An 18,937-nucleotide genomic window follows, 5' to 3' on the forward strand; every position below is an offset into this window, starting at 1 on the left:
AGCCGGGAGACAAATAGCCTGCGGCGCCATGTGGGGCTGAGGCGGCTGCACGCGCAGCGACGACAGTACAGGGGTCTGGGGCGATGGCCCCAGGACTTCTCTTCCTTCCCTGATTTCCTCTCTTCGAAAGGAACCTTCTCCCGTGTCCTTCCTCGAATCGCTCGTCGCCGCTTTCAAGGGCACAAGTGACCGACCTGTGCTCGCGCGCGGATCGGCATCGCCGTGGTTCTTCAGCCAGTGCGGCGACGGGCGTACTCCGTTCGACTACAATCATGCGGTACGCCGCGCCTACCTCGAGAATCCCGTCGCCCAGCGTGCGGTGCGGCTTGTCGCCGAGGGTATCGGCGGCGCGCCTCTCAGGCCGACCGATGCTGCGCTGGCCGCGCTGGTCGCCGATACCAGCGCCGGACAGTCGCTGCTGGAAACGCTCGCCTCTCATCTGCTGCTTCATGGCAATGCTTACGTGCAGGTCATGAAGGACGCGCGCGGCCGTCCGGTCGAACTGTTCGCGCTGCGGCCCGAGCGGGTCAGCGTGGTCGCGGGCGAGGACGGCTGGCCTGCCGCCTATGCCTATGAAGTCGCCGGTCGCCGCTTGTCGATCCCGCTGCTGGACGAGGACGCTTCGCCCAACGTGATCCACATCCGCCATTTCCATCCGGGCGACGACCACTACGGCGCCGGGTGCCTGTGTGCGGCGGACGAGGCGATCGCCACGCACAACGCGGCTTCAGCGTGGAACCGGCAGTTGCTGGAGAACGCGGCGCGACCTTCCGGGGCTCTGGTCTACGAAGGCCCGGACGGCGCCGCGCTGACCGGCGAGCAATTCGACCGGCTCAAGGCCGAACTCACCGCCGCTTATGCGGGCATGGCGAACGCCGGGCGGCCGATGCTGCTGGAGGGCGGCCTCAGTTGGCAGGCGATGGCGATGACGCCCGCCGACATGGATTTCGCCACTCTCAAGGCCGCCGCCGCGCGCGACATCGCGCTCGCTTTCGGGGTGCCGCCGATGCTGCTCGGCCTGCCGGGCGACGCGACCTACAACAACTACCGCGAGGCCAACCGCGCCTTGTGGCGGCTCACCCTGCTGCCGCTGGCGTCCAAGATCTTCGCCGCGCTGGGCGAGGGCCTTGCCCCGTGGTTCCCCGATGCGGCGCTCGCGATCGACCTCGACCGCGTGCCCGCGCTGGCCGAGGACCGCGAGCGGCTGTGGTCGCAGGTCAGCGCCGCCGATTTCCTCGACCCGTCCGAGAAGCGCCGCCTTCTGGGTCTTGATGAAGGGAACAAATCATGAACTCAAATGATATGCTGGCCGGTCTGCTCGCACAGGCTGCCTCCGAGGGGAGCGACCTCGTCACCTTGCGCGCGGTGGTCGAGGAAGCGAGCGAACTGGGCGCGCGGCGCATGCTCGCGCGCATCGGCCTGGGCGATGCCTCCGCCCCGCAGGACGTCAGCGAACTGCGCGAACTGCTGCAGGCCTGGCGCGACGCCAAGTCGAGCGCGCGCCGCACGGTGCTCAGCTGGATCATGCGCGGCGCCCTCGCCCTGCTGCTGCTCGGCCTGACCGTGCGGCTGGGTGCGACGGAGCTGCTGCGATGATGCGTTTCGCCGGTTACGCGGCCCTGTTCGGCCAGCCCGACGCCGGGCGCGACACCATCCGCGCGGGCGCTTTCGCCCGCTCGCTGGCCGAACGCCGCGATCCGATCCCGCTCTACTGGCAGCACCGCCCGGACCTCCGCATCGGCTGGGTCGAAACCGCCGCCGAGGATGCGCGCGGCCTGCGCGTGGTCGCGCGCGTAGACAACCCGGACGGCGCGGCGGGCCTCGCCCTCAAGCGCGGCTGGGTCACCGGCCTGTCCTTCGGCTACCGCGCCCGTGCCAGCCGCCGCTCCGATGCGGGGCGCGAACTGCTCGACGTGGAGCTGTTCGAGGTCAGCCTCGTCACCCACCGATGCAGCACGGCGCGCGGGTGCATCTGGTTTCTCCGTCGTCCCGGACCTGATCCGGGACCGCTGGCCGGGCCGCGCCCAACCCATGGCGAAGCGCCCGGAGTGACAGCCACCGCCTAAAGACAGCCACCGGTCCCGGGTCGAGCCCGGGACGACGTCATGGCTCCCCCCTTCCCCACCACAGAAAGGTGCCTACCCATGGAATCCACTGCTCCCGTCGAGGCGATCGACGCCTCGTTCGACCTAGTCGCGCGCCAGGATGCCACCGACGCCGCCGTCACGGCCCTTCGCACCGACGTCGACGACGTGAAGGCCCGCCTCGACCGCGTCTCGCGCGCTGCCTCGCGGCCGCTGATCGAGGGCATGGGCGCCGCACCCTCGCTCGAAGTGAAGAGCTTCGTGCAGGGCTACCTGCGCTCGGGCCGCGAGACGGAACTCAAGTCGCTCTCCGGCGCGGCCCTGGCCGACGGCGGCTATGCCGTCCCGCGTGAGATCGACGCGCTGATCTCGGCCCGGCTCAAGAACATCAGCCCGATCCGCGCGATCGCGCAGGTCGTGCAGACCAGCACGGCGGGCTACCGCAAGCTCATCACCACCGGCGGCACCGCCTCGGGCTGGGTGAGCGAGACCGCCGCGCGCCCCGAAACCGCGACGCCCAGCTTCGCCGAGATCGCCCCGCCCTCCGGCGAACTCTACGCCAACCCGGCGGCGAGCCAGGCGATGCTCGACGATGCCGCCTTCGACATCCAGTCGTGGCTGGCCGACGAGATCGCGATGGAGTTCGCCCGCGCCGAAGGCGCCGCCTTCGTCAGCGGCACCGGCACCAACCAGCCGCGCGGCTTCCTGACCGGCACCACCAGCGCCTCGGCCGACGGTGCCCGCACTTTCGGCCAGCTGCAGCACATCGTCTCGGGCAATGCGGCGGGCTTCGACACCTCGCCCGAACTGAAGCTGATCGACCTCGTGCACTCGCTCAAGGCGGGTCACCGCCAGGGCGCGAGCTGGGTGATGAACTCGAAGACGCTGGCACAGGTGCGCAAGCTGAAGGCGGCGGACGGCTCGTTCCTGTGGCAGCCGGGCCTGATGGAGGGCCAGCCCAACCGCCCGCTCGGCTACCCGGTGGTCGAGGCCGAGGACATGCCCGACATCGCCGCGAACGCCCTGCCGATCGCCTTCGGCAACTTCCGCGTCGGCTACCTCATCGCCGAGCGCACCGCGACCTCGATCCTGCGCGATCCGTTCACCAACAAGCCCTTCGTCCACTTCTACGCGACCAAGCGGATCGGCGGGCAGGTGCTGGATTCCGACGCGATCAAGCTGCTGCGCATCTCTACCTGACGCCCCGCAGGTAGAGCGCCCGCGCCGCCGTTTCCCCTCCCGGCGGCGCGGGTGACCTGAGAGGGCTTCGACAAGCTCAGCCTGACCCTTCGACAAGCTCAGGGTGAGCGGAGGTTAGTGCAGACCTCCCAATTCTGCTCAGGCTGAGCTTGTCGAAGCCCCCTCGGCACAAACCACCCCCTTCCTACCATTCGGAGACACCCACCATGCGGGTCATCCTCACCCCGCCCACGCTGCCGCCCCCGGCGCTGGCCGAACTGAAGCAGTGGCTGGGCATCACCACCGCCACCGACGACGCCTCGCTGACCGGGCTGCTCGCCGCCGCGCTGGACACCTGCGAGGCCTTCACCGGCTCCCTGCCGATCGAGGCCGAGTGCGAGGAAGTGCTCTCCACCCGCCCCGAGAGGCACCAGTTCTGGCACACGCTGGCGACGCGCCCGGTCCAGGCCATCGCCTCGGTCGAGACGATCGCGGCGGACGGCACCCGCACCACGCTCGCGCCGGGCAGCTGGGAGGCGGACCTCGACGCCGACGGCACCGGCCGCTTGCGGCTTCCCCTGCCCGGCGCGGAGAGCCGCGTCGCGGTGCGCTTCACCGCCGGTCTCGCGCCCGAATGGGACGCCCTGCCCGAAGCGCTGCGCCACGGCGTCGTCCGCCTCGCCGCACACCAGCACCGCGAGCGTGACGGCAACGGTGCCGCGCCTCTGCCGCCCGCCTCCGTCGCCGCGCTGTGGCGGCCGTGGCGCCGGATGCGCCTGAAATGACGGGCGCCATGAAGGCCGAGACCGACTTCGACGCCCTCGCGCGGCGGCTGACCGCAAACGCCGCTGCCCTCGCCGTCGCCTGGGCTACCAGCCGCCGTCTCGCTGCCCGTCAGGATGATAGCCGCTGGCGCCGCGCGGGCCTCGTCTGGCCGCTGTTCGCGAAAGGATAAGTCATGGAAATCCCCCTTCGCGCCGCCCTGATCGCATGGCTGGCCTCCGACATGACCCTCGCGGCGAACCTCAACGCGGTGGTCGAGGAAGCCTCCTCGCGCACCAGCCTGCCGTGGCTAGCCATCGCCTCGAGCGCCAGCACCGACTGGAGCTGCAAGACCGCCCCGGGTCGCGAGGTCCGCGTGGCGCTGGAACTGCACTGCCGGGGCGATGCGCCCGATGCGGCGGCGGACCTCGTCACCGCCATCGAGGCGCGGGTGGACAGCCTGCCGCGCCTGCAGCCGGGCTTCCAGATCGCGACAATCCAGTTCCTGCGCGCCCGCGCCGAACAGCGCGGTGAAAGCCGCCGCGCGATCCTGCTCGAATACAGGTTTCGCCTGCTGGCGCAGTGACGACTGATTTCACGCGCAGGTTGCGACAGGCCCACCCACAACCCCTCCCGCAAGCGGGAGGGGAGACCCGAGGTAAGGCCCTCCCGCTTGCGGGAGGGCCGGGAGGCTTGGCCCGAAGGGCCTAGCCGGACGGGGTAGGCCAACGCGACGCTGCGTGCCCCCTCTCTTTCACCAAAGGAGCCTTACCATGCCCGCCCAGAAAGGCAGCGCCTTCCTCCTCAAGATCTCCAACGGCAGCGTCCCCGCCGCCTACCAGACCGTCGCGGGGCTGCGCACCACGCAGATGTCGGTCACCGGAGACGCCGTCGTCGTCACCTCCAAGGACAGCGGTGGCTGGCGCGAACTGCTTTCCGGCGCGGGCGTGCGCTCGGTCTCGGTGAGCGCGGCGGGGATTTTCCTCGGCAGCGCGGCGGAGGCGCAGGTGCGCGCCAACGCCATGGCCGGCACGCTTGGCGACTACGAACTCAGCTTCGAGGACGGCGAACGGCTGCGCGGCAAATTCCTCGTCCAGCGCCTCGACTACGCGGGCGATTTCAACGGCGAGCGCAACTACACGCTCCAGCTCGAAAGCTCGGGCGAGGTGATCCCGGCATGACGCCCAACCCTCTGCGCGGCGAGGCGGCCATCGCCATCGGCCACGGCGCCTACGTGATGCGGCCCAGCTTCACCGCGCTGGTCGCCGCCGAGGAGGAACTCGGCCCGCTCTTCGCCCTCGTCGAGCGGGCGGGCGCGGGCGAACTTCACCTCGCCGAGATGGCCACGCTGTTCTGGCACTGCCTGCCCGAAGCCGACCGGCCAAGCCGCGAAACGGTGGGCGCGGCGATCGTCGCCCAGGGCCTCGCCGCCTGCGCCGCGCCGCTGCGGGTACTGCTCGCGCAAGTGCTCAAGGGCCGCGCGTGACCTTCGCAGCCGCCGCGCTGGCCCTTTGCGGCCTGTCCGCGCGCACGCTGGGGTGGCGGCCCGCCGAGTTCTGGGCGGCCACCCCAGCCGAACTGGCCGCCGCGCTCGGCCTGCTCTCCCCCGGCGCGCCTGCGGGCTTCGACCGGGATACCCTCACCAAGCTGATGGAAAACGATCATGGATGAGATCGACAGCCTCCTCGTCGAGGTCCGCGCCGGCACCGATGGCTTCGCCCGCGACATCGCGCAGATGCGCGAGGCCGTGGACGGCGACCTCGTGTCCGGCTTCACCCGCGCGGGCGACGCGCTGGAAAAGGGCCTGTCCGGCGCGATCCGGAAAGGTGCCCTTGGCTTCGACGACCTCAAGCGCACCGCCGCCTCGACGCTCGACGCCATCGCCGGACAGGCCGCGCAGACCTTGGCCTCGGCGCTGGTCGGCGGCAGCGGCGCGGGCGGCGGTCTGGACCTCTCCGGCCTGCTGACCGGCGCGCTCGGCCTGCCGGGCCGCGCCACTGGCGGCAATGTCTCGCCCGGACGCGGCTATGTGGTGGGCGAGCACGGGCCGGAGCTGTTCGTGCCGACCTCCGCAGGCCGCGTCGAAACAGGCAGTTCGGCCAGCCGCGACGTGCGCGTGGCGATCAACCTCTCGGCCCCGCGCGGTTCCAGCGCGCCGCAGTCGCTGCAGCGCTCCAGCCGCCAGGTCGCGAGCGCTGTGCGCCGCGCCCTCTCGAATTGAGGAGAGAGCCCATGGCATTCTGGCTCGCCAGCAAGCGCGAGGGGCAGGCGAGCGACTGGCTCATGCGCTTCGATCCGCGCTTCTGGACCGTCAACTTCCCGCGCCCGATAGTGGCGACGGTGGTGTCCACCTCCCCCGATGCACTGCGCGTCGAGGCCTCGTTCCTGCGCCGCGCCGACCTCGGCGGGCTGATCTGGGACAGCGTCGATACGCTCGACCATCCCCTTCTCGCCTACCGCACCGACCGCGATTATGCGCATACCTCGCTGCGCTTTCGCTGGCGGTCGGGCGGACTGATCCCGCTCGACGCGATCAACGGCCCGACCCTCACCATCGAGGGCCGCGACGAAGCGGGCGCGCCGCATACCTGGTACGTGCGCCTCTGGAACTATGCGCAAGGAACGGGCGAGGACGCGGTCGTCACGCTCGATTTCTCGGCGCTCGACGGCGGCTACGCCCTGCCCGCCGACGCCGACCGCGTCTGGCCCAGCGCGATCGAGCGGATGTTCATCTCCTTTGCTCCCCCAGGCTACGACGGCACCAGCCCCGACCCGCTCCCCGACGAGGCCGAAGGTTGGTTCGAGATGTCCGAAATCGCCTCCGACGGCGCCCGCGCCATGCTGGAGATCGGCGACGTGATCCTGCCCGCGAACGGCCTCGCCATGGCGACCGGCTACGACGACCAGGGCGTCCAGACCCCGGCGCGCCTGATCCGCGCCGTGCGCCAGCTCGGCTATCGCGGATCGGTGGTGCATTACCTCGGCATGAGCCACTACTTCCGGCTCGCGGCGAACGCCGGCCAATACCTAGCCGGGCAGGGCGGCGACCCCCTCAATGGCCCGACCCGCAGCTGGCACCGCGCCTTCTTCGCCGGATGCCTCGCGGCGGGCCTCAGCCCGATGGCCTCGCTATCCTACGAACTGCTCGACCAGCATTGCCCCGAAGCGTGGAAGCAGCGCGACTGGGGCGGCAGCCCGGCGCTGACCGGCTGGGATCCGCCCTCCACCCTGCTCTCCCCGGCGAATGCGGACGCGATGACGTGGTTGCAGGCAGTCGGCGCGGCCTTCGCCGGATTGCTCGCCGAGGTGGGCGCACCCGTCCGCTTTCAGATCGGTGAACCATGGTGGTGGACCTTCGGCGACGGGCGCATCTGCCTCTACGACGATGCCGCCAGAGCCGCATTCGACGGATCGCCCGTCGCCATTCCCGACATGCGCGCACCGCTCGCCCCGGCGCAGACGGCGATGCTCGATCAGGCAGGCGCGGTGCTGGCGCAATCGACCGCCGACCTCGTCGCGGCGGTACGCACGGCGGTCGCGCCCGCGCCGGTCGAAGCGCTGGCGCTGGTCTTCACCCCCACGCTGCTCGCGCCCGACATGCCCGACCTCAAGCGCGCCAACCTGCCGATCGGCTGGGCCGCGCCCGCGTTCGACCGGCTGCAGGTGGAAGACTACGACTGGCTCACCGCAGGGGCCGATGCCCATCGCCGCAATGCCCACGCCGAAGTCGACGCCCGCCTCGGCTACCCGCCCAGCAAACAGGACTACCTCGCCGGCTTCGTCCTCAGACCCGACCAGCACGACCAGTGGCGCCGCATCGACGCCGGGATCGACGAAGCCCTGACCCGCGCCCCCCACGAAGTCGTCGTCTGGGCGCTGCCCCAGGTCGCGCGTGACGGATACGTGCGCCTCCCCCCGCCCCCAATCTCAGGAGCCGACCCCATGCAGGCTTTCGACGACGTGCTCTACCCGCTCGCGCTCGGCCGCGACGCGACGGTGGTGCCCGAATTCTCCACCAGCGTCTCGGTCACCGCCTCCGGGTTCGAGCGGCGCAATTCGCTGTGGTCCAACGCCCGGCTGCGCTTCGACGTCGGCCCGGGCGTGCGCTCCGAGGCGGAACTGGGCGCACTCATCGCCTTCTTCCGCGCCCGCCGAGGTCCCGCTCGCGGGTTCCGGCTGCGCGATCCCAGCGACTTCAGTTCGAGCGGCATGGTCGCCGCGCCCGGCCCGCTCGACCAGCCGCTCGGCACCGGCGACGGCATCAAGGCCGGGTTCCCGCTCATCAAGCGCTACGGCGAGGGCGAGGACGCGCAAGTCCGCCGCATCACCCGGCCCGATTTCGCAACGGTTCTCGTCTCCATCGACGGGGCGCTGCAGGTCGGCAACTGGACTCTGGCCGAGCACGGCTTCGTCACTTTCGACGAGGCCCCGCCAGTCGGCGCGGACGTCCGCGCGGGCTTCCTGTTCGACGTCCCCGTCCGCTTCGCCGAGGACAGCCTCGAAGTCTCCGGCGCCGCCTTTGCCGCAGGCGAGGCGCCCAGCGTGCCCGTGGTCGAAATCCGGGAGGCGTCATGACCCGCCGCTGGTTCGCCGACGACCTCGAAACCGTCGCCACCTTCTGGCGCATCCTGCGCGGCGACGGGGTGGCGCTGGGGTTCACTTCGCACGACCGCGACCTCTGGTTTGACGGCGTGCTCCACCGGGCCTCACCCGGCATGGTGCCCAGCGCCATCCGCAAGAGCGCCGACTTCGAGCCCGACAGCGCCGAAGTGCGCGGTTCGCTGACGCACGAGGCGATCGACAGCGCCGACCTCGCCGCCGGACGTTTCGACGGCGCCCAGGTCCGCATCGGCCTTGTCGACTGGGAAACGCTGGAGCGCGAGGTGCTCTACGCCGGGACCATCGGCACGGTCAGCGAAGACGACGGCGCCTTCTCCGCCGAACTCGTCTCGCGCAAGGCCGAGTTGTGGCGCGATCCCACGCCGCGCACCAGCCCCGCCTGCCGCTCCATCTTCTGCGCGCCGGGGTGCAACCTCAATCCGCAAAAGTTCAGCCGCGAAGTGCGCCTGCTCGGCATCGACGCCGCCACCAATGCCGCGCTGTTCGAAGGCGCCCCCGATGCCGCCGATCACGCGGGCGGGCGCTTGCGCTGGATCGACGGGCCTCAGGCCGGAATCCAGATGGACGTGATGGGCGGGGGCGCAAACGGCCTGATCCTCGACGTTCCCCTTGCCGATGCCATGGAGCCCGGCACCCGAGCCCTGCTGCGCGAAGGCTGCGACCACACGCTCGGCACCTGCTCGCAGCGCTTCGGCAATGCCGTCAACTTTCGGGGCGAGCCGTTCCTGCCCGGCAACGATATGCTCACCCGATATCCCGGCCCGGTGTAGTGACGGACGCAGTCACGGGCGCGCGCCTTGCTGCTGCCGCGCTAACGCTGGTGGGTACGCCGTTCCGTCTGCAGGGGCGCGAGCCGGGCGTCGGTCTCGACTGCGTCGGCGTCATCGAAGCCGCGTTCGCGCGGTCCGGCCGAGCGGTGCGCCTTGCCAATGGCTACCCGCTGCGCACCCGCATCGTTCCCTCTGTCCGGCTCGACCTCGAAAGGCTGGGGCTGGAGCCGGTAGGGGACACGCTTCTGCCCGGCGACGTGCTGATGCTGCGCCCTTCCACCTGCCAGTTGCACCTAGCCATGGTGATCTGCGGCACCAGCGTGGTCCATGCCCATGCCGGCCTTCGCCGGGTCGTCCATGGTGCATTGCCACCCGATTGGCCTCTCCTGCACCACTGGCGCCTCGCGCCAAATCCAAGGAACTGACATGGCCACGCTCGTCTTCGGAAGTATCGGCACCATGCTGGGCGGCCCCCTCGGAGGGGCGATCGGCTCGCTGGTGGGACGCCAGTTCGACACCGCACTGTTCGGCTCGACCGGCCGCGAGGGCCCCCGCCTCAAGGAACTGGCGCTAACCACCTCGACTTACGGACAAGTCCTGCCCCGTCACTTCGGCCGCATGCGTACGGCAGGCTCCGTCATCTGGGCGACCGACCTTGTCGAACGCAGCGAGGTGCAAGGCACCGGCAAGGGCGGACCATCCGTGACGACTTACGGCTACTCCGCCAACTTCGCGGTCGCCCTCGCCAGTCGGCCGATCCGCGCTCTCGGCCGTATCTGGGCTGACGGCCAGCTGTTACGCGGCGCCGACGGGGAGCTCAAGGCCGCAGGGACCTTGCGCTTCCATACCGGGGCGGGCCGTCAACCGCCGGACCCGCTGATCGCCTCAGCCGAGGGTGCCGAACGCTGCCCCGCCTATCGCGGCCTCGCCTACGTGGTGTTCGAAGACCTCGATCTCTCGGGCTTCTACAACCGCATCCCGTCACTGACCTTCGAGGTCATCGCCGACGACGACTTCTCGCTGCAGGACATCGTCGGCGACGTGATCGACGAGATCGATGCGAACGTCGCTCTCGCCGAAGTCGTCGGCTACACCAGCGAAAGCGCTCCCGCGTCGGACTTGCAGACCTTCGCGCAGATACTTCCGCTCGAAATCGATGCCTCGGGCGAGAATCTCGTCGTCGCGCGCGACCGGCGGCAAACCGCCGCCATCGCCCTTGCCGAGCCTGCCATCGCGACTGCAGACGACGATTTCGGCGCGCGGACCGGCTTCACCCGGCACCGTGCCGCGCCCTCCGACAGTCCGCCCGCCATCCTGCGCTATTACGACGTCGAGCGCGACTATCAGGCCAGCCTCCAGCGGGCGACCGGCCGCAGCCTCGCCGCAGAACCGGGCGCCATCGATCTGCCCGCCGCACTCGGAGCCGCTACGGCCCGCACCATGATCGAACGCGCCGCCCGCCGGATCGACTGGACCCGCGACCGCATATCGTGGCGCACCTGCGAACTCGACCCGCGAGTCGCGCCGGGCGCACGGGTCACGCTGCCCGGCATCGCCGGACACTGGCGCATCCAGGCATGGGAGTGGCACGACGGCGGCGTCGAACTTTCGCTGGAGCGCGCCCTTCCACCGGGAGCGACGACGCCGCCCGCACTCGCTTCGGATCCGGGACGTGGCAATCCCGCGCCTGATCTCCCGGCCGGCGAGACCCGCCTCGCCGCGTTCGAACTCCCGTTCGATCCTGCAGCAGGGTCGTCCGACGCGGTGCGCACCGTGGCAGCAGTCTCCGGCACCGAAGCGGGGTGGACCGGCGCGGCACTCTACGCCGACCAAGGTGACGGCGCGCTGCAGCCTCTTGGCCAAAGCGGCCGGACGCGCGCGATCATGGGCACGGCGCTGTCGCGGCTGCCCGGCGCCGATCCGCTGCAGCTCGATCGCGGCACTCAGCTGGAAATCCAACTCGTCGATCCCGCGATGCAACTGGCGAGCATCGACACGCGCCGCCTTGGCGAAGGAGGGAACCTGGCGGTCGTCGGCGAGGAGATCGTGCAGTTCCTGCTGGCGACGTCTCTTGGTCAGGGCCGCTGGCGGCTCGAAGGCCTTCTGCGCGGTCGTGGCGGGACCGAAGCCGCCGTCGCCGCGCACGGGGATGGCGAGGCATTCGTGCTGCCGGGCACCGGGCTTGCCTCCCTGGACGCCGGGCTGCTCGGCTCCTCGCCCTCGCGCAAAGTCCTCGCGCAAGGACGTGGCGACCCGGATCCGGTAGCGTCTCCCGTATACCTCGCAGGGATCACGCTGCGCCCGTTGTCGCCGGTCCATGCCCGCCGGGCCATTGCCGCAGACGGCGCCTGGACGTTCACATGGACCCGCCGCGCGCGTGGCGGATGGTCGTGGGCGGATGGCATCGATGTACCCCTCGTCGAACAGGCTGAGCGCTACCTCGTGACGCTCGGTCCGCTCGACGCCCCCCTGGCCGCCTGGACGACCGAGGCACCCGAACTTCGCATCGAGCCCGCCGTGCTCGCCCGATACGCCCACAACGCCGACGCGATGTTCCAGGTGCGTCAGCAGGGCACGCACGCGCTCTCGCTGCCCCTGCCGCTAGCCCCTGTTTCCTGACGAACGGCCCTGACCGAAACCCACGGAGATCCGCCATGCCCGAACTGCTGAATTTCACCGATGCCAGCCCTCGCTTCGCCTTGCCGCTACTCCATTCCGGGCAGGCCCATAAGGAAGCCTTCGTCAACGAGGCACTTCTGCTGAGTGATGCATTGATGCACTGCCTGGTGCTCGGCGAAGCGGCGACGCCTCCGGAAAATTCCCTGGAAAACGATGCCTGGATCGTCGCTTCGGGCGCTACTCGCGAATGGTCCGGGCAGGACGGTGCCGTCGCGCTGCGCCGCGGCGGCGGCTGGGCCTTCGTAGCTCCCCGCGACGGGCTGCGCGTCTTCGATGCCTCGCGCGGGGCCGAAATGCTGTTTTTCGGTTTCTGGAGAAAAGGTTCGCTCCCCGTGGAACCACTTGGCGGGACGAGTGTTGATGGGGAGGCTCGGACCGCGATCAACGATCTGATCGCGGCTCTCCAGGCCTTGGGTATTCTGCCCTCGGTTTGACGTGCGCAAGGAAACAGGGGTTGCAGAGGTGTTGCTGATTCTGGATAGTGAGGGCGCAACAACCTCCCAAGCCCCCGCAAACGCGACAAATTTGCAACAGTCGCGCTCAATGTGCGCTTGCACACGTAAAGCCAAGGGGTTAGACACTCTCGCACTCGGTGGCTCCAAATCTCTTTGTAGGGGAAACGTATGAGGAAACTCGTCCTTGGACTGGCGCTGGCTTCGACCGCCTTCGCCACTCCCGCGCTGGCGCGCGACAAGTCGTGGTATCTCGAACTCGACTTCGGTGGCATGATCGTCGAAGACGCTGACACTGTCGTTGACGGTACCAGCACCACGATCGACTTCAAGAAGGGCTTCGACGGCGGCGGCGTGCTCGGTTACGACTTCGGTCCGTTCCGTCTCGAAACCGAAGCCAGCTATCGCCAGGCTGCGATCAAGAACTCCGGCGGCGCTGACGTCAGCAACCTGTCGTTCATGGTCAACGGCCTTCTGGACTTCGGTCCGGACGACGGCCTGCAGGGCTTCGTCGGCGGTGGTGCCGGTGTCGCTCGCGTCCACGCTGACGTGATCGACGATTCGGACACCGGCTTCGCATGGCAGGCAATCGCGGGCATCCGTGCTCCGATCAGCTCGCACTGGGATGTGGGTCTGAAGTATCGCTTCATGAACGTGTCGAACGTCGACCTGGTCGGCCCGGCCGGTGAGAACATCAGCACCCGCTGGCGTTCGCACTCGCTGCTCGGCACCCTGGCGTACAACTTCGGCGAACCGGCTGCTCCGCCGCCGCCCCCGCCGCCCCCGCCGCCGCCCCCGCCGCCGCCTCCTCCGCCCCCGCCGCCGGCTCCGGTCTGCAACAAGGGTCCGTACATCGTGTTCTTCGACTGGGATAAGTCGGACATCACGCCGGAAGCGTCGACCATTCTCGACAGCGCCGTCAGCGCCTACGCGAACTGCGACAGCGTGCCGATCATGCTGGCCGGCTACACCGACCGTTCGGGTACGCCGAAGTACAACATGGGCCTGTCGGAGCGTCGTAACGCTTCGGTCCGTTCGTACCTGACCAGCCACGGCATCCCCGACGGCTCGATCTCGAGCCAGGCGTTCGGTGAAGCCAACCCGCGCGTTCCGACCGCGGACGGCGTGCGCGAGCTGCAGAACCGTCGCGTCGAGATCACTTACGGTCCGGGTTCGGGCATGTAAGCGACCGGCAACGGTACAAGATCGGGGGGTCGGAGCAATCCGGCCCCCTTTTCTTTTGCCCGCGTTACGCGAGCCGCCTTCCAGACACGAAAAAGCCCGGCAAGATCGCTCGCCGGGCTTTCTTTTGTACGGGGCTTGAAGATCAGGCCGCGTAAGACGTCGGATCGGTGAGCCCGGCTTCCTCGAAGCCACCCTTGCGCAGGCGGCAACTGTCACACAGCCCGCAGGCCCGCCCGTCAGGCTGGGGATCGTAGCACGACCAACTCATGCCGGGATTGAGCCCCAGACGGTCCGTCTCACGGGCGATGTCGGCCTTGCTCATGAACTGGAGCGGCGCGTGGATGCGCAGCTTCTGCCCCTCATCCCCGGCCTTGGTCGCCAACGTAGCGATGTTCTCGAAAGCCGAGATGAACTCCGGGCGGCAATCCGGGTAGCCCGAGTAGTCCAGCGCGTTGACGCCGATAAAGATGTCGTTGGCGCCGATCGCCTCCGCCCAGGCCAGTGTCAGCGACAGGAACACGAGGTTGCGCGCGGGCACGTAAGTGACCGGAATATCCTCGCCGACGCCGTCCTTGGGCACGGCGATGTCGTCGGTCAGCGCCGAGCCGCCGAAGCGCCGCAGATCGAGCGGCAGCACCACATGACGCTGCGCCCCCACGAAGCTGGCGATCTCGGCCGCCGCGTCCAGTTCGCGCCGGTGCCGCTGGTTGTAGTCGATGGTCAGCGCATTGACCGCGAAGCCGCGTTCACGCGCGATCCCGGCACAGACCATGGAATCGAGGCCGCCGGAAAGCAGCACCACGGCCTGCGGAGCAGCCGAGCCCGGCTGCGGGGTTGTCTCTTCATGCATGACTGCCCCGCTACGCCCCTGACGCCGCGACGACAACGATCAAATGCGCAAGGTCTTCGGCAGACTCAGCTGCGGCAATCGCCCGTGCGGCGCCCTTCGGCGGAAAACGCGAAAGGCAGGCCGTTGACGATGCCCTGGCTGTCGATCTGAACCAGGCCATCGGTCTCACGCCGGATCTGCGTGCGGCCATAGCCCTGTCCGCGACAGGTGTACTGCACGGTGACCTGATCGGCCTTGTCCTCGACCACGACAGTGCTGCACGGTGCCCCCGGATGGCGCAGCTGGATCAGCCGACGTCCACTGTCGAGGCAGATGTTGCGCACCGGACCACCGCGCTCGCGCAGTTCCCAGCCACCGTGTGCCAATGCATCGAGCATGCCCAATGACTGCTGCTGCGCGTAAGCCGGCAGTGCTGCCGCTACACAGGCGGCCAGTCCAAACACTGCAAGAGAAGACTTCGAAAACATTCCGTCGCACCCTGAAAACGTCCCGCCGCTCACAACATCGGCAGGGGCGCCCCGGATTTCAAGTCACTCATAGGTGTGGCGAGAGTATGACGCTCGCTTGTGCTACTCAGGCCGGGACGCGCAGAACCTTGGAACAGAACGCGCAATCGACCGGGATGTGCCCATCGTCGTCGCGCATGTCCTCCAGCTGATCCTCGGGGAACTTGGACAGGATCGAGCGATAATGCTCGACGGTGCAACGGCAGCCACGGCTCAGCGGAAGCAAAGGTTCAACCCGTACTTCGCTTTCCTCGTGGAACAGGCGCCACGCCAGTTCCTCCAGCGTCAGCACCGGATCGACCAGTTCGGCGGCCTGCACCGTTCCAGACAGGATCGCGACATGCTCCCAGTCCGGATGGTCTTCCTTGACGTGCAGGCGTTCACGGCCTTCCTCGCCGTTGGGGAAATGCTGCACGAGCATGCCGCCCGCGACGCAGCGCGGCCCGTTCGAGCGGACCGCGATACGGATCAGCGTCGGCAGCTGCTCCGACTGCGCGAAATAGCTCTCGCAGGCATGCGCAAGCGACGCGCCTTCCAGCGGCACGATGCCCTGATAGCGTTCGCCACTGGTTGCAAGGTCGAAGGTGATCGCCAGGAAGCCCTTGCCGAACATCGTCTCGAGCGAGCAGTCCTCCTCCAGCGCCCCGACCATCTCCGGATCGTGGCGCAGATAGCCGCGCAGTTCCCCGTTGCGATAGTCGCAGACCAGCAGGTCCACCGCGCCGCCCTCGGCCTGCGCCTGGAACGTCAGCTGGGCGTTCTCGTCCTTGAGCAGCGAGCCCATCAGCGCGGTCAGCACCAGCGCCTCGGCCAGCACATGCTTGACGACCTTGGGATAGTCATGCGCCGACAGCACCGTCTCCAGCACCGGGCCAAGCCGCACCATGCGCCCGCGCACATGGCGCGCGGGCACGGTGAACGACAGGACTCGGTCGAAGCCGGTATCGTCGCGCAGCAGGTCGTCCTCGATCACAGCTTGCCGAGCGCCCAGAGCAGGACCGACTTCTGACCGTGGATGCGGTTCTCGGCTTCGTCCCACACCGCCGACTGCGGACCATCCATGACCTCGTCGGTCACTTCCTCATTGCGGTGCGCGGGCAAGCAGTGGAGGAAGGTTGCCTTGGGGCGGGCAGCGGCCATCAGCGCGGCATTGACCTGATAGGGCTGCATCGCCGCAACGTGTTGCTCGCCGCCCGGCTGGCCCATCGAGACCCAGGTGTCGGTGACCACGACCTGCGCCCCGGCCACAGCCTCGTGCGGGTCGTTGGTGAGGATGACTTCGCCCCCGGCCTCGCGGCAGCGCGCGATGAAACCGGCGTCCGGCTCGTAGCCCGCCGGGCCGCCGATGCGGATGGTGAACTTCATCAGCCCCGCCGCCTCGATCAGCGAGTTGGCGACGTTGTTGCCGTCACCCAGCCACGCCAGTTGGAGGCCGGGCAGCGCGTGGCCGTGCTCCACGATCGTCAGCAGGTCAGCGACGATCTGGCACGGGTGCGACAGGTCGGTCAGGCCGTTGATGACGGGGACGTCGGCGTAATGCGCCAGTTCCTCGATCTTGGCGTGGTCGTCGGTGCGAATCATGATCGCGTCGACCATGCGGCTGAGAACGCGGGCGGTGTCAGCGATCGATTCGCCGCGACCGATCTGCGTGGAACCTGCCTCCAGGATCAGCGCCGAGCCGCCAAGCTGGCGCATCGCCATGTCGAACGAGACGCGGGTGCGGGTGGAGTTCTTCTCAAAGATCATCGCGAGCGTGTGCCTGGCAAGCGGCGCATCGGCGTCGGCACGGCCCTTGGCCCAGCCCGCGCGCGCCGCCTTCCGGTCGATCGCGTCGTTGATCATGGCGGCGAGGGTATCGCCGCCCGCATCGGACAGACTCAGGAAATCCTTCATCACACGCTCGCTTCGATCTTGTAGTCCGCCGCTGCGGCGGAGAGCTTTTCCATGAACTCGTCGATGTGGCTGTCATCGATGACGAGCGGGGGCAGCACGCGCACCACATTGTCGCCCGCCGAGACGGTGAGCAGCCCGTGATGGTCGCGCATGTGCGCCACGAAGGCGCGCGGCTCGACCTTCATCTTGAGGCCGATGAACAGGCCGCGCCCGCGCACCAGTTCGAAGAGGTCGGGATAGTTGCCGATGAACTGCTCAAGGCGAGCCTTGATCCGCTCGCCCTTGGCGCGCACGTCGGCGAGGAAGGCCTCGTCCGGGATCACGTCGAGGATCGCGCCGATCGCCGCCATGGCGAAGGGGTTGCCGCCGTACGTCGAGCCATGCGTGCCCGCGACCATGCCGCGCGCCGCCTTCTCGGTGGCGAGGCAGGCGCCGACCGGGAAGCCGCCGCCGATGCCCTTGGCGGTCGCCATGATGTCCGGCTCGATGCCGTACTGCTCATAGGCGAAGAAAGTCCCGGCGCGGCCGACGCCGCTCTGCACTTCGTCGAGGATCAGCATGAGGTCATGCTCGTCGCACAGCGCGCGCAGGCCCTGCAGGAATTCGTCGGTGGCGATGCGGATGCCGCCCTCGCCCTGGATCGGCTCGACCATGAAGCCTGCCGTGTTCGGACCGATCGCGGCCTTCGCAGCCTCCAGATCGTTGAATTCGACGTACTTGAAGCCGGGCAGCAAGGGTAGGAAGCCCTTGTGCATCTTCTCCTGGCTGGAAGCGCTGATCGTGGCCATCGTGCGGCCGTGGAAGGCCTGGTTGAAGGTGATCAACTCGTACTTCTGGTCGTTGCCGACCGACTGGTGATAGGCGCGCGCAGTCTTCATCGCGCACTCCACCGCCTCGGCGCCCGAATTGGTGAAGAACACCGTGTCCGCGAACGTCAGTTCGACGAGACGCTTCGCCACGGCCTCACCCTGCGGACTGCCATAGAGGTTGGAGACGTGCATTAGCGTCTCGGCCTGCTTCTGGATCGCGCCGACGAGGCCGGGATGCGAATGGCCGAGCGCGTTCACCGCGATGCCGCTGGCGAAGTCGAGGAAACGGCGACCGTCCTCGCTGATGAGATGGCAGTGTTCGCCGCGAACGGGACGCACGCCGCACCGGGGATATACGGGCATCAGCGGGGTAATGGACATGTCGGCATTCCTTGCAGAATCGAGCCCCCAGAACGCGGGTCTTGGCGGGCCTTAGAGAAATCTCGCTTTGAAGATCGCAAACGACAAATGGCGGCCCCACCGGACCGCCATTTGCGCGCGTTTAGATGTTTGCAGCCTCCGGGTCAAACGTCCTTAAGGAGTTCTGGCCCGGAGGAGTGCAGGCAGGATCAACCCTGACGCGGCTGCAGGTTGACCGCCGAGTACTTGCCTCGTCGATCGACCTCGATGTCGAACTCAACCTGATCGCCTTCGTTGAGGCCGGACATGCCCGAGCGCTCGACCGCACTGATGTGCACGAATGCGTCCGGCTGGCCGTCATCACGAGTGATGAAGCCGAAGCCCTTCATGGAGTTGAAGAACTTGACCGTGCCGGTAGCCTTCTCGCCGGTGAGCTGGCGCTGCGGCGCCGGCTCGCGCTTGGCGACGGGGATCACATCGCCAACGACCACGAGGTCGGTAGCCGATACCTTGCCACCGCGATCGACGAGCTGGAATTCGAGCTGCTGCCCTTCGGCCAGACCTTCGAGGCCGGCGCGCTCTACCGAGCTGATGTGCACGAACACATCGTCGCCGCCTTCATCGCGCTGGATGAAGCCGAAGCCCTTGGCTGCGTTGAAGAACTTCACGACGCCCTTGCCCTGGCCGACGACCTGGGCAGGCATACCGCCGCCGCCGCCACCGCCGCCGCTGCCTCCGAAGAAGCCGCCGAAGAACCCGCCGCCAAAGCCGCCGAAGCCGCCACCGCC

The 18,937-nt window shown here is 68.6% G+C and carries 23 protein-coding genes; 17 read left to right on the forward strand and 6 right to left on the reverse strand.

Annotated features, from left to right (window positions below; all coding sequences use genetic code 11):
* The first annotated feature begins 142 nt into the window (after nucleotides 1–142).
* From LH128_RS07690 to LH128_RS07765, 17 genes are all read left to right on the forward strand, one after another.
* The gene (locus LH128_RS07690) at nucleotides 143–1,291 is read left to right on the forward strand and encodes a phage portal protein (RefSeq protein WP_008829047.1); all 1,149 of its coding nucleotides are present in this window, start codon (nucleotides 143–145) and stop codon (nucleotides 1,289–1,291) included.
* Complete coding sequence (locus tag LH128_RS07695) at nucleotides 1,288–1,596, forward strand: DUF6127 family protein (protein WP_008829048.1); 309 nt, start codon at nucleotides 1,288–1,290, stop codon at nucleotides 1,594–1,596. Before LH128_RS07690 ends, LH128_RS07695 begins: the two co-directional genes overlap by 4 nt.
* Nucleotides 1,593–2,066: an HK97 family phage prohead protease gene (locus LH128_RS07700; protein ID WP_008829049.1), complete on the forward strand. Its 474-nt coding sequence runs from the start codon at nucleotides 1,593–1,595 to the stop codon at nucleotides 2,064–2,066. Before LH128_RS07695 ends, LH128_RS07700 begins: the two co-directional genes overlap by 4 nt.
* A 78-nt stretch (nucleotides 2,067–2,144) precedes the next feature.
* The gene (locus LH128_RS07705) at nucleotides 2,145–3,284 is read left to right on the forward strand and encodes a phage major capsid protein (RefSeq protein ID WP_008829050.1); all 1,140 of its coding nucleotides are present in this window, start codon (nucleotides 2,145–2,147) and stop codon (nucleotides 3,282–3,284) included.
* 206 nt (nucleotides 3,285–3,490) lie between these two features.
* Entirely contained in the window at nucleotides 3,491–4,048 is a 558-nt protein-coding gene (locus tag LH128_RS07710) for a head-tail connector protein (RefSeq protein WP_008829051.1), read from the forward strand.
* Complete coding sequence (locus tag LH128_RS33240; protein ID WP_155986452.1) at nucleotides 4,045–4,218, forward strand: hypothetical protein; 174 nt, start codon at nucleotides 4,045–4,047, stop codon at nucleotides 4,216–4,218. Before LH128_RS07710 ends, LH128_RS33240 begins: the two co-directional genes overlap by 4 nt.
* 3 nt (nucleotides 4,219–4,221) lie before the next feature.
* Nucleotides 4,222–4,611, forward strand: coding sequence for a DUF3168 domain-containing protein (locus LH128_RS07715; RefSeq protein ID WP_008829052.1), 390 nt, complete (start codon nucleotides 4,222–4,224; stop codon nucleotides 4,609–4,611).
* Between the two features lie 187 nt (nucleotides 4,612–4,798).
* Nucleotides 4,799–5,206, forward strand: coding sequence for a phage major tail protein, TP901-1 family (locus LH128_RS07720; RefSeq protein ID WP_008829053.1), 408 nt, complete (start codon nucleotides 4,799–4,801; stop codon nucleotides 5,204–5,206).
* Entirely contained in the window at nucleotides 5,203–5,511 is a 309-nt protein-coding gene (locus tag LH128_RS07725) for a gene transfer agent family protein (protein ID WP_008829054.1), read from the forward strand. The genes LH128_RS07720 and LH128_RS07725 overlap by 4 nt, the downstream gene beginning before the upstream one ends.
* Nucleotides 5,508–5,696 carry a phage tail assembly chaperone gene (locus LH128_RS07730; protein WP_008829055.1) on the forward strand — a complete coding sequence of 63 codons (189 nt, stop codon included), beginning with the start codon at nucleotides 5,508–5,510 and terminating at the stop codon, nucleotides 5,694–5,696. The genes LH128_RS07725 and LH128_RS07730 overlap by 4 nt, the downstream gene beginning before the upstream one ends.
* Entirely contained in the window at nucleotides 5,689–6,246 is a 558-nt protein-coding gene (locus LH128_RS07735) for a hypothetical protein (protein WP_008829056.1), read from the forward strand. The genes LH128_RS07730 and LH128_RS07735 overlap by 8 nt, the downstream gene beginning before the upstream one ends.
* An 11-nt stretch (nucleotides 6,247–6,257) precedes the next feature.
* Entirely contained in the window at nucleotides 6,258–8,600 is a 2,343-nt protein-coding gene (locus LH128_RS07740; RefSeq protein WP_008829057.1) for a DUF2460 domain-containing protein, read from the forward strand.
* Nucleotides 8,597–9,415 carry a DUF2163 domain-containing protein gene (locus LH128_RS07745; RefSeq protein ID WP_008829058.1) on the forward strand — a complete coding sequence of 273 codons (819 nt, stop codon included), beginning with the start codon at nucleotides 8,597–8,599 and terminating at the stop codon, nucleotides 9,413–9,415. The genes LH128_RS07740 and LH128_RS07745 overlap by 4 nt, the downstream gene beginning before the upstream one ends.
* Nucleotides 9,415–9,840 (forward strand): hypothetical protein, encoded by a 426-nt coding sequence (locus LH128_RS07750; protein ID WP_008829059.1) that lies wholly within the window; start codon nucleotides 9,415–9,417, stop codon nucleotides 9,838–9,840. The genes LH128_RS07745 and LH128_RS07750 overlap by 1 nt, the downstream gene beginning before the upstream one ends.
* Before the next feature lies 1 nt (nucleotide 9,841).
* Entirely contained in the window at nucleotides 9,842–12,034 is a 2,193-nt protein-coding gene (locus tag LH128_RS07755) for a phage tail protein (RefSeq protein ID WP_008829060.1), read from the forward strand.
* Nucleotides 12,035–12,069: 35 nt separating this feature from the next.
* Nucleotides 12,070–12,528: a DUF2793 domain-containing protein gene (locus LH128_RS07760; RefSeq protein WP_008829061.1), complete on the forward strand. Its 459-nt coding sequence runs from the start codon at nucleotides 12,070–12,072 to the stop codon at nucleotides 12,526–12,528.
* Between the two features lie 189 nt (nucleotides 12,529–12,717).
* The gene (locus LH128_RS07765; RefSeq protein WP_008829062.1) at nucleotides 12,718–13,731 is read left to right on the forward strand and encodes an OmpA family protein; all 1,014 of its coding nucleotides are present in this window, start codon (nucleotides 12,718–12,720) and stop codon (nucleotides 13,729–13,731) included.
* Nucleotides 13,732–13,873: 142 nt separating this feature from the next.
* Here the strand turns inward: LH128_RS07765 and queC are convergent, their stop codons facing one another.
* The 6 genes from queC to LH128_RS07795 form a co-directional block, all read right to left on the reverse strand.
* Nucleotides 13,874–14,581: a 7-cyano-7-deazaguanine synthase QueC gene (gene queC / locus LH128_RS07770; protein ID WP_008829063.1), complete on the reverse strand. Its 708-nt coding sequence runs from the start codon at nucleotides 14,579–14,581 to the stop codon at nucleotides 13,874–13,876.
* A 65-nt stretch (nucleotides 14,582–14,646) separates the two neighbouring features.
* On the reverse strand, nucleotides 14,647–15,048 hold the full coding sequence (locus LH128_RS07775) for a DUF3617 domain-containing protein (protein WP_036529925.1): 402 nt from the start codon (nucleotides 15,046–15,048) through the stop codon (nucleotides 14,647–14,649).
* A gap of 106 nt (nucleotides 15,049–15,154) precedes the next feature.
* The gene (gene hslO, locus LH128_RS07780) at nucleotides 15,155–16,060 is read right to left on the reverse strand and encodes an Hsp33 family molecular chaperone HslO (RefSeq protein WP_008829065.1); all 906 of its coding nucleotides are present in this window, start codon (nucleotides 16,058–16,060) and stop codon (nucleotides 15,155–15,157) included.
* Complete coding sequence (gene argF / locus LH128_RS07785) at nucleotides 16,057–16,980, reverse strand: ornithine carbamoyltransferase (RefSeq protein WP_008829066.1); 924 nt, start codon at nucleotides 16,978–16,980, stop codon at nucleotides 16,057–16,059. The genes hslO and argF overlap by 4 nt, the downstream gene beginning before the upstream one ends.
* Complete coding sequence (locus LH128_RS07790; protein WP_008829067.1) at nucleotides 16,980–18,170, reverse strand: aspartate aminotransferase family protein; 1,191 nt, start codon at nucleotides 18,168–18,170, stop codon at nucleotides 16,980–16,982. Before LH128_RS07790 ends, argF begins: the two co-directional genes overlap by 1 nt.
* Before the next feature lie 188 nt (nucleotides 18,171–18,358).
* Nucleotides 18,359–18,937: cold-shock protein (locus tag LH128_RS07795; RefSeq protein WP_008829068.1), on the reverse strand; the 579-nt coding region annotated here is incomplete at its 5' end.

The organism is Sphingomonas sp. LH128 (assembly GCF_000293195.2).
GTDB lineage: Bacteria > Pseudomonadota > Alphaproteobacteria > Sphingomonadales > Sphingomonadaceae > Novosphingobium > Novosphingobium resinovorum_A.

Coding starts and splice junctions, on each gene's coding strand:
- LH128_RS07695 (WP_008829048.1), top strand. CDS start 1,288: ATGAACTCAAATGATATGCTGGCCGGTCTGCTCGCACAGGCTGCCTCC.
- LH128_RS07700 (WP_008829049.1), top strand. CDS start 1,593: ATGATGCGTTTCGCCGGTTACGCGGCCCTGTTCGGCCAGCCCGACGCC.
- LH128_RS07705 (WP_008829050.1), top strand. CDS start 2,145: ATGGAATCCACTGCTCCCGTCGAGGCGATCGACGCCTCGTTCGACCTA.
- LH128_RS07710 (WP_008829051.1), top strand. CDS start 3,491: ATGCGGGTCATCCTCACCCCGCCCACGCTGCCGCCCCCGGCGCTGGCC.
- LH128_RS33240 (WP_155986452.1), top strand. CDS start 4,045: ATGACGGGCGCCATGAAGGCCGAGACCGACTTCGACGCCCTCGCGCGG.
- LH128_RS07715 (WP_008829052.1), top strand. CDS start 4,222: ATGGAAATCCCCCTTCGCGCCGCCCTGATCGCATGGCTGGCCTCCGAC.
- LH128_RS07720 (WP_008829053.1), top strand. CDS start 4,799: ATGCCCGCCCAGAAAGGCAGCGCCTTCCTCCTCAAGATCTCCAACGGC.
- LH128_RS07725 (WP_008829054.1), top strand. CDS start 5,203: ATGACGCCCAACCCTCTGCGCGGCGAGGCGGCCATCGCCATCGGCCAC.
- LH128_RS07735 (WP_008829056.1), top strand. CDS start 5,689: ATGGATGAGATCGACAGCCTCCTCGTCGAGGTCCGCGCCGGCACCGAT.
- LH128_RS07740 (WP_008829057.1), top strand. CDS start 6,258: ATGGCATTCTGGCTCGCCAGCAAGCGCGAGGGGCAGGCGAGCGACTGG.
- LH128_RS07745 (WP_008829058.1), top strand. CDS start 8,597: ATGACCCGCCGCTGGTTCGCCGACGACCTCGAAACCGTCGCCACCTTC.
- LH128_RS07755 (WP_008829060.1), top strand. CDS start 9,842: ATGGCCACGCTCGTCTTCGGAAGTATCGGCACCATGCTGGGCGGCCCC.
- LH128_RS07760 (WP_008829061.1), top strand. CDS start 12,070: ATGCCCGAACTGCTGAATTTCACCGATGCCAGCCCTCGCTTCGCCTTG.
- LH128_RS07765 (WP_008829062.1), top strand. CDS start 12,718: ATGAGGAAACTCGTCCTTGGACTGGCGCTGGCTTCGACCGCCTTCGCC.
- queC (WP_008829063.1), bottom strand. CDS start 14,581: ATGCATGAAGAGACAACCCCGCAGCCGGGCTCGGCTGCTCCGCAGGCC.
- LH128_RS07775 (WP_036529925.1), bottom strand. CDS start 15,048: ATGTTTTCGAAGTCTTCTCTTGCAGTGTTTGGACTGGCCGCCTGTGTA.
- argF (WP_008829066.1), bottom strand. CDS start 16,980: ATGAAGGATTTCCTGAGTCTGTCCGATGCGGGCGGCGATACCCTCGCC.
- LH128_RS07790 (WP_008829067.1), bottom strand. CDS start 18,170: ATGTCCATTACCCCGCTGATGCCCGTATATCCCCGGTGCGGCGTGCGT.